The 13102-nt window shown below is 71.8% G+C and carries 12 protein-coding genes; 6 read left to right on the plus strand and 6 right to left on the minus strand.

What is annotated here, in order from left to right:
• Positions 1-3: 3 nt before the first annotated feature.
• Complete coding sequence (locus AB0C84_RS13225; RefSeq protein ID WP_361064925.1) at positions 4-1755, plus strand: GMC family oxidoreductase; 1752 nt, start codon at positions 4-6, stop codon at positions 1753-1755.
• A gap of 74 nt (positions 1756-1829) precedes the next feature.
• On the opposite strand, the gene AB0C84_RS13230 is transcribed toward AB0C84_RS13225, so the two are convergent.
• On the minus strand, positions 1830-2723 hold the full coding sequence (locus AB0C84_RS13230) for a zinc metalloprotease (RefSeq protein WP_361064927.1): 894 nt from the start codon (positions 2721-2723) through the stop codon (positions 1830-1832).
• A 170-nt stretch (positions 2724-2893) separates the two neighbouring features.
• On the opposite strand from AB0C84_RS13230, the gene AB0C84_RS13235 reads away from it, so the two are divergent.
• On the plus strand, positions 2894-3649 hold the full coding sequence (locus tag AB0C84_RS13235; RefSeq protein WP_361064929.1) for a DNA alkylation repair protein: 756 nt from the start codon (positions 2894-2896) through the stop codon (positions 3647-3649).
• On the opposite strand, the gene AB0C84_RS13240 is transcribed toward AB0C84_RS13235, so the two are convergent.
• Complete coding sequence (locus AB0C84_RS13240) at positions 3646-4605, minus strand: zinc metalloprotease (protein ID WP_361064934.1); 960 nt, start codon at positions 4603-4605, stop codon at positions 3646-3648. The two genes, AB0C84_RS13235 and AB0C84_RS13240, sit on opposite strands and share 4 nt — an antisense overlap.
• A gap of 243 nt (positions 4606-4848) precedes the next feature.
• Between AB0C84_RS13240 and guaA the strand changes: the two genes are divergently transcribed.
• Entirely contained in the window at positions 4849-6432 is a 1584-nt protein-coding gene (guaA, locus tag AB0C84_RS13245; protein WP_361064937.1) for a glutamine-hydrolyzing GMP synthase, read from the plus strand.
• Positions 6433-6495: 63 nt separating this feature from the next.
• Here the strand turns inward: guaA and AB0C84_RS13250 are convergent, their stop codons facing one another.
• The 3 genes from AB0C84_RS13250 to AB0C84_RS13260 form a co-directional block, all read right to left on the minus strand.
• A complete protein-coding gene (locus AB0C84_RS13250) occupies positions 6496-7038 on the minus strand; it encodes a carboxymuconolactone decarboxylase family protein (RefSeq protein WP_361064940.1) in 543 nt (180 codons plus the stop codon).
• A 100-nt stretch (positions 7039-7138) separates the two neighbouring features.
• On the minus strand, positions 7139-7693 hold the full coding sequence (locus AB0C84_RS13255; RefSeq protein WP_179846005.1) for a peroxiredoxin: 555 nt from the start codon (positions 7691-7693) through the stop codon (positions 7139-7141).
• Positions 7694-8066: 373 nt separating this feature from the next.
• On the minus strand, positions 8067-8945 hold the full coding sequence (locus tag AB0C84_RS13260; protein ID WP_361064943.1) for an NAD(P)H-binding protein: 879 nt from the start codon (positions 8943-8945) through the stop codon (positions 8067-8069).
• A gap of 91 nt (positions 8946-9036) precedes the next feature.
• Between AB0C84_RS13260 and AB0C84_RS13265 the strand changes: the two genes are divergently transcribed.
• Complete coding sequence (locus AB0C84_RS13265; RefSeq protein WP_361064945.1) at positions 9037-9741, plus strand: helix-turn-helix domain-containing protein; 705 nt, start codon at positions 9037-9039, stop codon at positions 9739-9741.
• A 60-nt stretch (positions 9742-9801) separates the two neighbouring features.
• On the opposite strand, the gene AB0C84_RS13270 is transcribed toward AB0C84_RS13265, so the two are convergent.
• Complete coding sequence (locus AB0C84_RS13270) at positions 9802-10437, minus strand: TetR/AcrR family transcriptional regulator (RefSeq protein WP_361064948.1); 636 nt, start codon at positions 10435-10437, stop codon at positions 9802-9804.
• Between the two features lie 73 nt (positions 10438-10510).
• Between AB0C84_RS13270 and AB0C84_RS13275 the strand changes: the two genes are divergently transcribed.
• Together AB0C84_RS13275 and AB0C84_RS13280 are read left to right on the plus strand one after the other, a co-directional pair.
• A complete protein-coding gene (locus AB0C84_RS13275; RefSeq protein ID WP_361064951.1) occupies positions 10511-12001 on the plus strand; it encodes a carotenoid oxygenase family protein in 1491 nt (496 codons plus the stop codon).
• A 96-nt stretch (positions 12002-12097) separates the two neighbouring features.
• A complete protein-coding gene (locus tag AB0C84_RS13280) occupies positions 12098-13045 on the plus strand; it encodes a LysR substrate-binding domain-containing protein (RefSeq protein WP_258943839.1) in 948 nt (315 codons plus the stop codon).
• The last annotated feature ends 57 nt before the right edge of the window (positions 13046-13102 follow it).

The raw sequence follows: 13102 nt of genomic DNA on the forward strand, positions 1-13102 counted from the left end.
CCTGTGAAGCATGACTTCGACGTGCTCGTCGTCGGGTCGGGGTTCGGCGGCAGCGTCTCGGCGCTGCGGCTGACCGAGAAGGGCTACCGGGTCGGCGTCATCGAGGCCGGGCGCCGCTTCGACACCGATCCGGGCGGCGCACCGGGGTCCCGGTATCCGGAGCTGCCGAAGACGAACTGGCGCATCGCCCGCTACCTGTGGGCGCCCGCGCTCGGCCTGACCGGCATGCAGCGGATGCACCTCGTCCGCGGCGCGAAGTCGAGCCGCGTGATGGTGCTGGCGGGCGCGGGCGTCGGCGGCGGCTCCCTCAACTACGCCAACACGCTGTACGTGCCGCCGGAGCCGTTCTTCAAGGACCGGCAGTGGGCGCACATCACCGACTGGCGGGACGAGCTGGCGCCCTACTACGAGCAGGCGAAGCGCATGCTCGGCGTCGTCCAGAACCCGACGACGACCGCGGCCGACAAGGTCCTGAAGCGGGTCGCCGACCGGATGGGCAAGGGCGAGACGTTCGTCAGGACGCCGGTCGGCGTCTACTTCGGGAAGGGAGCGGGGGTCGAGAGCGCCGACCCCTACTTCGGCGGGGCGGGCCCGCGCCGGCGGGGCTGCCTGGAGTGCGGCGAGTGCATGGTGGGCTGCCGCCACGGTGCGAAGAACATGCTGACGGAGAACTACCTGTACCTGGCCGAGAAGGCGGGCGCCCGGGTGATGCCGCTCAGCCGCGTCACCTCGGTGCGGCCGCGCGCGGGGGGCGGGTACGAGGTCGAGATCGTCCGTACCGGCTCGTTCGGCCGCAACCGCAAGACGCTCACCGCCGAGCAGGTCGTCTTCGCCGCCGGCACCTACGGGACGCAGAAGCTTCTGCACAAGCTCAAGTCGACCGGGCTGCTGCCGCGCCTGTCCGACCGGCTCGGCGCGCTGACCCGCACCAACTCCGAGGCGATCCTCGGCGGCGGGCGGCGGGCCGGCAGGCCGGGCCCGGACTTCTCCGAGGGCGTCGCGATCACGTCGTCGTTCCATCCGACGCCGGACACCCACGTCGAGCCCGTCCGGTACGGCCGGGGCTCGAACCTGCTCGCCTCCCTGCAGACCCTCCTGGTGGACGGCGACCGGCCGGGCGAGCCGCACACGCCCCGGATCCGCAAGTTCGCCCGCGAGGTGCTGCGCCGGCCGGGCGACCTCCTCCAGCTCCTCGACGTCCGGCACTGGTCGGAGCGGACGGTCATCGCCCTGGTCATGCAGACCCGCGACAACTCGATCACGCTGAGCCCGAAGAAGGGCCCGTTCGGCTGGGACGTCCGCGCGGGCGCCGGGCACGGTGAGCCGAACCCGACCTGGATCCCCGAGGGGCACGAGGCGACCCGCCGGATCGCCGAGGAGATCGGCGGCATCCCGGGCGGCGCCTGGGGCGACCTGTTCGACATCCCGATGACCGCGCACTTCCTCGGCGGCTGCGCCATCGGCGACTCCGCCGAGACCGGGGTGATCGACCCCTACCACCGCGTCTACGGCCACCCCGGCCTGCACGTCGTGGACGGCTCCGCCGTCTCGGCCAACCTGGGCGTCAACCCGTCCCTGACCATCACGGCGCAGGCCGAGCGCGCCATGGCGTTCTGGCCGAACCGCTCGGAGGAGGACCGGCGGCCCGCCCTCGGCGACGCCTACCGCCGCCTGGCCCCCGTCGCCCCGGAGAACCCGGTCGTCCCGGCCGGTGCCCCCGCGGCCCTGAAGCTCCCGATCGTCGACATCACCTGACGGCGCGCGAGCCCGGCGCGGAGCGGTGATCCGCCCCGGCGCCGGGCGTCGGGCTCAGGCGAAGGGTGCCGGTGTCAGGCGCGGTAGGCGGCCCACTGGTTCTGCATGCGCGTGGACTGGCCCGGCGTGAACTCGTACATGCACGAGTCGTAGCTGTAGTCCATGAAGTTGTGGATGGGGTCGGCGCCGGCCGTGGAGCAGGTGTCGCGGCCGGTCGGGCAGCCCGAGGCCGGGCTCTGCTCGGCGGGCGTGTCGGAGACGCTGTCGCCGGTGCCGCCGCACCCGCCCTGGAACGTGTGGTAGAGCCCCATCCAGTGGCCCACCTCGTGGGTTCCGGTGTCGCCCTCGTTGTAGTTGCCGAGCGAGCCGCCCGGCAGGCTCTGGTAGTGGATGACGACGCCGTCCATCTTCGGCTGGGAGCGGTAGCCGCTCGGGAACGTCGCCCAGCCGAGGAGGCTGCTGCCGAGGTCGGCGGTGTAGAAGTTGAGGTCCTGCGCGTTGCCGGTGTGCAGGGCCGACTTCATCTGGGACTCGTAGCCCTCGGGGTCGGAGAACCAGGAGGCGTTCTTGGTCCGCCTGATCTCGGCCAGGGTGAACGTGACGCCGCTGCCGGCGTAGGCGTTGTTGAGGACGGTGAGCTGCTTGTTCAGGACCGAGTCGGACACGTTGCCCGCGCTGCCGTAGACGACCTGGAAGTGCACGCGGACGGTGATGGCCGCCGCCGTGCTCGCCTTCCTCAGCTTGCCGAGGCGGTTCTGGAAGTCCTTCTCCATGGCGGCGACCTTGGCCGCTCCGGGCTGGTTCCGCTCGGTGGCGTGGGCCCCGGCCCGGACGCGGGCCTGGGCGGGCTGGTCGGCGCACACCGTGGGCGAGGCGGTCGGGGCGGCCAGCGTGGCGGGGGCGGCGGGGGCGTAGGCGGTGAAGGCGGCGGCCATGCCGAGGACGGCGGCGATTCCGGCGCGTTTCATGGAACTCCTTGGGGGTGCGGCGCGGGCGGGGGAGCGCGCGCGTGGGGAGCGGAGTCATCGCTGGAACCAGGGTGGATGCGAATAAACAGAACGTCTTTAGCAAAGGTGGACGAACAGGGGTGAGTAAGACTGAATACGGCACCGTAGCGCGGCGGCGTAGCGTGTCCCCCGTGGATGTGGAGGGCGAGGCGGCGCGGATCCTGGCCGAGCTGAGGGCGCAGGCGGACCCGGTGCGCGCCGAAGGAGAGAAACGCTATCTGAAGAGCGATTTCGTCCATATCGGCGTGCCTGTCCCCGCGGTGCGCAAGGTCGCGGTGGCGGCGGTCAGGACCAGGCCGGAACGGGAGGAACTCGTCGCACTGGCCGGGACGCTCTGGGACGTCACCGACGAAGGCCGCCCGGTGCACGAGGCCCGCATGGCCGCCATCGAGGTCCTCATGAAGCGGGCGGCGCTGCTGGAGCCGCGCGACGTGGGCCTCGCCGAGCGGCTCGTCCGCGACTCGGCGAGCTGGGTGTACGTCGACCAGCTCGCGGAGAAGGTCGTCGGCGCGCTGGTCGTCCGCCACCCGGACCTGGCGACGGTACTGGACGCGTGGGTCGCCGACCCCTACATGTGGGTGAGGCGCACGGCCATGCTGGCGCTCCTGGCAGGCGTGCGGGCCGGTGACCCCGATCTCGACCGCATCGACCGCTACGGGGACGCGCTCATAGGCGAGCGCGAGTTCTTCATCCGCAAGGCCCTCGGATGGGTGCTTCGCGAGCTGTCCAAGAAAGACCCCGAGTGGGTGGTCGCCTGGGTCGAGCCCCGCATGGACACCATCTCGGGCGTGACGCTACGCGAGGCCCTCCGCCGCCTCCCACCCGAAGACGCCGCCCGCCTCAAGGCCGCTTCCCAGCGAAAGCCCGTGGGCGGGAGGAGCCGCTAGGCGCGGTAGGCCGTCCACACGTTGTGGATACGGGCGCCCTGGCCGGGGGTGAAGGACGTCATGCAGGTGTCGTAGCTGTAGTCCATGTAGTTGTGCACCGGGTCTTCCCCGGAAGCGGGGCAGGTGTCCTTGTAGGGCGGGCAGCCGTTCGTGGGGTCGCGCTCGGCGGGGGTGTCGGCGACACGGTCGCCCTGGCCGCTGCAACCGTCCTGAAACGTGTGGTACAGCCCCAGCCAGTGCCCGACCTCATGGGTCGCGCTGAACCCCTTGTTGAAGTTCTCGATGGATCCGCCCGGGATGCTGGCGTAGTGGATGGTCACACCGTCCATCTGGGGGTCGGACTTGTACTTCCAGGGGAACGTCGACCAGCCGAGCAGGTCGCCGCCGATGTAGGTGCTGTAGAGGTTCAGCGTGGACTTGCCGCCCTTGTGCAGCCGCGGCTTGTAGGTGCCCTCGTAGCGTTCCGGATCGCCGAACCATGCCGCGTTGTCGGTGCGGCTCACGGCCTTGAGCGTGAAGGAGACGTGCGCGTCCGCGCCTCCGTTGCCCCCGCCGTAGGACGTGTTCAGCGTGCTGATCTGGCGCTGGATCATCGCGTTGGACAGGTTGCCCTTCGCGCCGGCGTGGATCACGTGGAAGTAGACCGGGATGGTGATCGGTGCGGCCCTGCGCAGGTTCGCGCTTTTCGAGGCACCGTGCCCGCCCTGGAGGAGACCGTCCAGGATCCGGTTCAGGCGCGCCTCCACGAGGGCGGCCTCGGCGGGGCTCAGGTCCATGCGGTCCCGGGCATGGCCGTCTGTCCGGTGGCGCGCCTCGGGGGCCGCAGCGGGGTGCGCGCAGTCGTCGCCCCGGCGTTCGGGCCCCTTGCCCGTGGACGGTTCTGTGCTCGCGGACTGCCCGTGTGGCGCGGCGGGGACGAGGGCGGCGAGCAGAGCGGCGGCGGCGAGCAGCTTCACGGCACTCCTAGGGACGGCGTTCCGGCGAGCACGGCGTCCCGAGAAACGACGCTTCGCCGAATACAGGGCGTGATCAACTGATATCAGACCGCAGTCATCCTGCACGTGTGATCAAGGTAAATGGAAGCTGACCGTTATCGGCCAGTCGCGGACTGTAACGATCACGTCCGGGGTGCGGCGCATCGGCGCAGGCAGCGGCCCGTAGACTGGGAGACCCTTCCGGCCGTGCGAAAGGCGTAGTTGGTGGCCGCAGACCAATCCTTTGACACCGTCCTCGTCGTGGACTTCGGCGCGCAGTACGCGCAGCTGATCGCGCGGCGGGTCCGCGAGTGCCATGTGTTCAGCGAGATCGTCCCCTCCACCATGCCGGCGGCGGAGATGCTCGCCCGGCGGCCGAAGGCGATCATCCTGTCGGGCGGCCCGGCGTCGGTGTACGCCGAGGGCGCCCCGGTCGCACCGGAGGGCCTGTTCGACATCGGCGTCCCCACGCTCGGCATCTGCTATGGCCACCAGGTCATGGCGCAGGCCCTCGGCGGGACGGTCGAGAACTCCGACGTCGCCGAGTACGGCGGCGCGACCGTCGCCGTCGCCTCTCCCGGCATGCTGTTCGCGGGCCTGCCGCACGAGCAGGCGGTGTGGATGTCCCACCGCGACTTCGTGAGCAGCGCCCCGTCGGGCTTCACCGTGACCGCCAGTACGGACGTCACCCCGGTCGCGGGCATGGAGGATCTGGAGCGCGGCTTCTTCGGCGTCCAGTTCCACCCCGAGGTCCTGCACACCGAGCACGGCATGGAGATCCTGCGGCGCTTCCTCTACGAGGGCGCCGGGTGCCGGCCGAACTGGACGATGGTGAACATCGCGGACGAGTCGATCGAGGCCGTCCGGGAGCAGGTCGGGGAGAAGCGGGTGATCTGCGCGCTGTCGGGCGGCGTGGACTCCGCCGTCGCCGCCGCGCTCGTCCAGCGCGCCATCGGCGACCAGCTGACCTGCGTGTTCGTCGACCACGGCCTGCTGCGCAAGGGCGAGCCCGAGCAGGTCGAGAAGGACTTCGTCGCCGCCACCGGGGTGAACCTGCACGTCGTGGACGCCCAGGAGCGCTTCCTGTCCGCCCTCGACGGCGTCACCGACCCGGAGCGGAAGCGGAAGATCATCGGCCGCGAGTTCATCCGGGTGTTCGAGGAGGCGGCCCGCGAGATCGTGCACGGCGGGGCGGCGGCCGGAGACCCGGCCGAACCCGTCGAGTTCCTCGTCCAGGGAACCCTCTACCCGGACGTGGTCGAATCGGGCGGCGGCACCGGCGCGGCCAACATCAAGTCGCACCACAACGTCGGCGGCCTCCCCGAAGACCTCCAGTTCGAGCTGGTCGAGCCGCTGCGGACGCTGTTCAAGGACGAGGTCCGCGCGCTCGGCGAGCAGCTCGGCCTGCCGGCCGAGATCGTCTGGCGGCAGCCGTTCCCCGGCCCCGGCCTCGGCATCCGCATCATCGGCGCCGTCACGCGCGACCGCCTGGACATCCTCCGCGACGCCGACGCCATCGCCCGCGAGGAGCTGACCCGCGCCGGCCTCGACCGCGACATCTGGCAGTTCCCGGTCGTCCTGCTGGCGGACGTGCGGTCGGTGGGCGTGCAGGGCGACAGCCGCACCTACGGCCACCCGATCGTCCTGCGCCCGGTGACCAGCGAGGACGCGATGACGGCCGACTGGGCGAAGCTGCCCTACGACGTCCTGCAGCGCATCTCCACCCGCATCACCAACGAGGTCCGCGAGATCAACCGCGTCACCGTCGACATCACCTCCAAGCCCCCGGGCACCATCGAGTGGGAGTAGGGGGCCGGTAGGCACGGCGAAGGCCCGGACGGATCTCCGTCCGGGCCTTCGCCGTGCCCGCCGTCAGACCGTGGCGGGGGCCAGCGCGGCCTCCGCGTCCAGGGTCGCGGCGGTCGCGTTCACCACGGCGGCGATCCGCAGCACCTCCTGGACGAGCTCGCGCGACAGGCCGGCCTCGCGGACGACCTTCTCGTGCGACTCCAGGCAGCGCCCGCAGCCGTTGATCGCCGACACGGCGAGGCACCACAGCTCGAAGTCGGCCTTCTCCACGCCGGGCCTGCCGATGATCGACATCCGCAGCCGGGCCGGGAGGGTCGCGTACGCCTCGTCCCCGATGAGGTGGGTGGCGCGGTAGTACACGTTGTTCATCGCCATGATCGACGCGGCGCCCTTGGCCGCCTCGAACGCCTCGGCGGACAGGTTGTCGCCCGCCTCCTCGGCCAGCTCCCGGATGACGACGGCGCTCCGCGTGGCGAGGGCGCAGGCCAGGACCGTCCCCCACAGCTGCTGGTCGGTGAGCTGGGAGGTCGAGGTCAGCGAGCCCAGGTTGAGCTTGGTGTCCTTGGCGTAGCCCGGGAGGGCGCCCTTCAGCGCGTCAACGCTCATGATCATGCGTCCTTTCGTGCGGACGGCCGGCCGCGGGTCGCGCGGCCGGCCGCCTTCGGTCCGTGCCCGTCCTCCGCCGGGTCCGTGCCCGGCGGGAGGCTCAGGCCCCGGCGAGCAGCTTGGCCGCGTCGAGCGTGTCCTCGCCCTTGTTCCAGTTGCAGGGGCACAGCTCGTCGCTCTGCAGGGCGTCCAGGACCCGCAGGACCTCCTTGACGTTCCGGCCGACGGAACCGGCGGTCACCATGGCGAACTGGATCTCGTTGTTCGGGTCGACGATGAACGTCGCGCGCTGCGCGACGCCGTCCTCGGTGAGGATGCCGAGCGACTCCGAGAGCTCGCGCCTGAGGTCGGACAGCATCGGGAACGGGATCTCCCGCAGGTCCGGGTGGTCCTTGCGCCACGCGTAGTGGACGAACTCGTTGTCGACGGACGCGCCGAGCACCTGCGCGTCGCGGTCGGCGAAGTCCTCGTTGAGGCGGCCGAACTCCGCGATCTCGGTCGGACAGACGAACGTGAAGTCCTTGGGCCAGAAGAACACCACGCGCCACTTGCCCTCGTAGGACTTGTGGTTGATCGTCTCGAACGCGTTGTCGGCGTCCAGCGAGACGCAGGCGGTGAGCTCGTACTCGGGGAACTTGTCACCGACAGTAAGCACGCATGCTCCTTCATCATGAGAAAGGGGTCGCCTCCGCACGGGGAGGCGCGAGAGGGCCGCGGGCTCTTCGCCTCGGCGGCCGATGTCACTCACAGTGCCCCGACTCGATCAAAAAGAGAAATCGATGGATCCCTCAAGCCTGATAGGCACGTCTTATCAATGGGCTGGACGGCGCGCTGACCGGCGGAGAGAGAGTGGCCGGCCCGCCGTCCGGCCGCCCGGTAGACATAGATCACACAGATAGGCCCCATATCGGGTCTAACTCTGCGTAGCGCGCAAGTGTAGGGCGCTGCGCTCTCTCCGGACAACAGGTGACATCGGTGACAGGCGTCGCTCCCTCACCGCCGGCTGTCCCAGGTCCCGCTACTGTCCGTCATGGCCGGGTCGGTGCGGTTCCGGGGTCGAGGGCCGCCGTGAGGACGTCCCGGAGCGGCGTCGGAGGGCGGTTCAGCAGGCGGCCGAGGGCGGGATCGACGTGCGAGAACTCGCTTCGGCGAGCCGCGGCGAACATGGCCGTGAGGATGTCCGCCCCATGCTCGGGCACGCCGTGCGCGACCAGGCCGGACCGGTAGTCGGCGTCCGGCACGACCACGTGCCTGATCGGCCGTCCGGTGATGTCGGAGGCGAGGGCCGCCACCCCGGCCATGTCGACCGCCTCGCCGCCCGTCAGGGCCGGGGTGGCGCCGTCGAACACCTCCTCGGCCAGCGTGGCCGCGGCGGCTTCGGCGAGATCGTCGTGGGAGGTCCAGGAGACCGGCCCGTCCTCCGGCACCGCCAGCTCGCCGGTCCGCAGGGCGGCGTCGAGGAGCACCGCCGTCGTGGACGCGTAGAAGCCATTGCGCAGTGACGTGAAGGGGACGCCCGAGGCCCGCAGCGCCTCCTCGGTGGCGGCGTGGTCCCGCATCGGCGGGAAGAGGGAAGACGGGCTCGTGCCCATGTGGCCGGTGTAGACGATCCTGCCGGTGCCCGCCTTCACGGCCGCGTCGATCGCGGTGCGGTGCAGGCGCAGCGCCGCCTCGCCGGTCGTGTCGGCGGACACGATCAGGACCTGCGACGCGCCCTCGAACGCGTGGGCGAGGCTCGCGGGATCGGCGAAATGGCCCCGGCGGACGCGGACGCCGCGGGCCCGGAGGTCTCCCGCCTTCTCCGGATCCCGGACGCTGACCCCGATCCGCCCGGCGGGGACGCGTCCGAGCAGGCGCTCGACGGTCGTCCGGCCGAGCCTCCCGGTGGCTCCGGTGATGATGATCATTAAGTTCCACTCCTTCGATATCAGCGCTAACACGTTCACGGTAACACTGATATTTAAACAGTGCTAACCAGTTTCTGTTATCGTCGTTAGCATGCAGGGAGGACGAGCGGGCGACGGACCGCGGGAGCGGATCCTCGCCGCCACCGCCGAGCTCCTCGCCGAGGGCGGGCGCGAGGCCGTCTCGACGCGCGCGGTGGGGGTCGCGGCCGGGGTGCAGGCGCCGACCATCTACCGGCTCTTCGGGGACAAGCGCGGCCTGCTCGACGCGGTCGCCGCCGAGGGCTTCGCGGCCTACCTGGACGCCAAGGCCGACCCGCGGCCCGACGCCGACCCGGTGGACGACCTGCGCGCCGGATGGGACGAGCACGTCGAGTTCGGCCTGGCCAATCCGGCCCTCTACATGCTCATGTGCGAGCCCCGTCCCGGGACGGCGCCGGCGCCGGCGGCGGTCGCCGGGATCGAGATCCTCTCCGCCCGCATCCGGCGGATCGCCGAGGCCGGGCGGCTGCGCGTCGCCGAGGAGCGCGCCGTCCGGCTCGTCCACGCGGCCGGCTCCGGCACGACCATCGCACTGATCGCCATGCCCGAGGAGGGCCGCGACCCGGGGCTGTCCGCCATGGCGCGCGAGGCGGTCATCGCGGCGATCGCGACCGACGCTCCCGCGCCGGCGACGCCCGGCCCGGTCGGCGCCGCCATCGCCCTGCGCGCCGCTCTTCCCCAGGTCGCGGCCCTGACCGAACCGGAGCGGGGCCTGATGCGGGAATGGCTCGACCGCATCGCCGGCCGATCCCGCTGACGCTCGCCGCCGACGGCCGGCCTTGCCTGAGAGCGGCCGTCGACCGGGGCGGGGGACGGCTCAGCGGGGGCGGGCGGCGGCGTGCGTGGCGAGGGCTTCGGCGGCGTCGGCGAACATGTCGGCCAGACCGGACAGGGTGGTCTGGAGCTCCCCGTCCAGCCAGGCGATGAGGTTCTCGTTCCATCCGGCGACCAGCATCGTGGCGACGAAGTGCACGCGCGCGTCGGCGTCCGGCGGGATGTCGGAGAACGTGCGGGCGTACTCGATGACCCGGCGCGTGTAGTCGCGGCGGGCGGCGTGCTGGCGCGCCCGCAGGACGGGGCTGGCGGTCGCCTCGACCAGCATCACGCGGATCTTGCGGGGATCGGCGCGGCCCGTGTCCAGGGCGGCCATGGCGGCGGAGCGGACGGTCGCGCGCAGGCCGGCGTCCGGCCCGGCGGCGGCGACGCCCCGGGCGGCGGCCTCGGCGATCTCCGCGACGATCCGGTCGTGGACCTCGGTGAGCAGGGCGTCCAGGTCGGTGAAGCTCTCGTAGAAGTAGCGCGGGTTGAGGCCGGCGCGCGCGCAGACCGCGCGCAGGGACGTCCCCCGGACGCCGTCCTCCGCGAGCAGGTCGAGGGCCGCGTCCAGGAGCGCGGCGCGGCGGTCGGCGCGGCGGCGGTCGGCGGTGACGCCGCCGTACGGGCGAGGGCTCACCGCACAATCTTGACACAGCCGTTGCCAGAATCTACCTTTCTGGCAACAGGCGTAGCCAGATGGGGAGGCCCCCGTGCCCCGTTCCAGCGACACCGAGCCCCGGTCCGGCGCGACCGCGGCCTCCACGGACATGGCGCGCGTGTTCGCGCCGCTCATGCGCGAGCACGACTACGCCGTCGACCAGATCGACGGGGAGCTCCCGCCCGGCCTCACCGGCACGCTGTACCGGATCGGCCCGGGCAAGTGGGAGGTCGGGCGCACGCTGATGCACCACCTCTTCGACGGCGACGGGATGGTCTCGCAGTTCGCCTTCGACGGGCGGTCCGTGCGGTTCCGCAACCGGTACGTGCGGACGCCGCAGTTCAGGCACGGCCTGGTCTCCGGCGGTCCCGTCCGCCCGGGCGTCGGGACGCCGCTCCCCGGCGGCTTCTGGGCCAACTTCGTGAAGGGGAAGGGCCCGGCCAATCCCGCCAACACCGGCATCGCGCTGCACGCCGACCGGCTGCTGGCCCTGTGGGAGGGCGGCCCGCCGCACCGCCTCGACCCCGACACCCTGGAGACGCTCGGCACGTACGACTTCGGCGGACGGCTGCGCGGCGCGCTCAAGGCGTTCTCCGCCCACCCGAAGTGGGATCCGGTCACGGGCGAGATGTTCAACTTCGGTCAGGACTTCAGCCCGCTGCCCGCCCTGAACTGCTGGAAGGTCGACCGGCGCGGCCGGCTGCGGCGGCTCGCCCGGGTCCGGATGGCGAACATGCCGTGGAACCACGACGTGGCGCTGACGACCGACCACATGGTGTTCGTCCTGGACCCGTACATGTTCGACCTGCGCACGATGTTCGGCGGCGGCGCGTCGGTGTTCGACGCGATACGGCACCGTCCCGAGAAGGGGACGCGGTTCGTGCTGGTGCCGCGCGACGGCGGTCCGGCCCGGGTCGTGGAGCACGAGGCGCTCGTGCACGTCCACGTGGCGAACGCCTTCGAGGACGGTTCCGACACCGTCGTCGACCTGGTGCTCTTCGACGACTTCGAAGCGATCAGGCGCGACCTGTCCGACTTCCGCACGCGCTTCACCGACCTGCCGTCCAGCAGGCTCACGCGCTACCGGATCACCCCGGCGGGCCGTGTGATCGAGACGCCGCTGTCGGACCGGCCCGGCGAGTTCCCCCAGTACGACTGGCGCCGTTCCACGCGCAGGCACCGCTACACCTACATGACGGGACGGACTGGCCCGAGCGGCGAGTACGACACCGTCCTGAAAGTCGACAACGACACCGGCCACACGCAGGCGCACGAGGCGGGCCCGCACACCTACGTGGGCGAGCCCATCTTCGTGCCCCGCGCGCCGGATTCCGCCGAGGACGACGGGTGGCTCCTAGCCGTGGTGTATCTCGCCGCAGAGCACCGCTCGCGGCTCACCATCCTGGACGCACGTGACCTCGCCCCGGTCGCGGACCTTCACCTCCCGCACCACATCCCGTTCGGCTTCCACGGCACGTTCACCACCCGCGTCGCCGATCCCGGCGCACCGATCCCGCACCCCGACCGCCTCCCCGTCCGCTGACCGGCCGCCGCGCCGCCGGCTGTGGTGAATCCCACCCCGCCGCGACCTGGGACTGGTCACGTTGCGTGACCGTCCTTGGGTAATGTCTGCGTCAGGATGGGGATCAGCAGACCGACGGTGGCCCAGTTGCGGGCGTTCCTGGCATTGGCGGAGTACCTGCATTTCCGTGACGCCGCCGCCGCTCTGCGCATGAGCCAGCCCGCCTTGTCCGGGGCTGTGGCGGCGCTCGAGGAGGGCCTCGGAACGCGGCTCGTCGAGCGGACGACGCGCAGGGTCCTGCTGACGCCGGCGGGGGAGCGGGTCGCGCGGCGGGCCGAGACCGTCCTCGCGGAACTCGACCGGCTGGTCGAGGAGGTCCAGGCCGTCCGGGGGATGCTCGTGGGGCCGCTCCGGGTGGGGGTCATCCCGACCGTCGCGCCGTACCTGCTGCCCATCGTCCTGCCGAGGCTCGCCAAGGAGTTCCCCGACCTGGAACTGTCCGTCCACGAGGAGCAGACCGGCCACATCGTCGCTGAACTGCTCGCCGGGCGCCTGGACGTGGTGCTGCTGGCGCTTCCCGCGCCGGCGACGGGCGTGACGGAACTGCCGCTGTACGACGAGGACTTCGTGCTCGTCGCGCCCGCCGGGTTCGACCTGGGCGCCACCGGGGTCGCGCGGGAGGCGCTGAACGACCTCGACGTCATCCTGCTGAACGAGGGTCACTGCCTGCGCGACCAGGCACTGGACGTCTGCCGGGAGGTGGGGGCGCGCGCGGCCGCGGCCACGTACGCCACTAGCCTGGCGACGCTGGTCCAGCTGGTGTCGGGCGGGCTGGGGGTGACGCTCGTCCCCGAGACGGCGCTGCCCGTGGAGACCCGCCGGGCACCGAACCTCGGCTGCCACCGGTTCGCGGCACCGGCGCCCTTCCGCCGCATCGGCCTCGGCTTCCGGTCGACGTCCCCGCGCGCGGACGAGTTCGAGGCGCTCGCGGCGAGCGTCCGCGCCGCACTCTCCGAATCGGGCATCGCGGAGTCGGGCGTGACCCCCGGGGTCCGCACCGCCTGATCTGCGGGATTCCTGGCCCCGTGGGTTAACGCCCAGGTCAAGTGGCGGCCAGGCGGG

The organism is Actinomadura sp. NPDC048955, from assembly GCF_040649435.1.
Lineage (GTDB): Bacteria > Actinomycetota > Actinomycetes > Streptosporangiales > Streptosporangiaceae > Spirillospora > Spirillospora luteofluorescens.

Excerpts from the sequence above, each read along its gene's own strand:
- AB0C84_RS13265 (WP_361064945.1), top strand. The coding sequence starts at position 9,037 with ATGCAGGGAGGACGAGCGGGCGACGGACCGCGGGAGCGGATCCTCGCC.
- AB0C84_RS13230 (WP_361064927.1), bottom strand. The coding sequence starts at position 2,723 with ATGAAACGCGCCGGAATCGCCGCCGTCCTCGGCATGGCCGCCGCCTTC.
- AB0C84_RS13250 (WP_361064940.1), bottom strand. The coding sequence starts at position 7,038 with ATGAGCGTTGACGCGCTGAAGGGCGCCCTCCCGGGCTACGCCAAGGAC.
- AB0C84_RS13260 (WP_361064943.1), bottom strand. The coding sequence starts at position 8,945 with ATGATCATCATCACCGGAGCCACCGGGAGGCTCGGCCGGACGACCGTC.
- AB0C84_RS13280 (WP_258943839.1), top strand. The coding sequence starts at position 12,098 with ATGGGGATCAGCAGACCGACGGTGGCCCAGTTGCGGGCGTTCCTGGCA.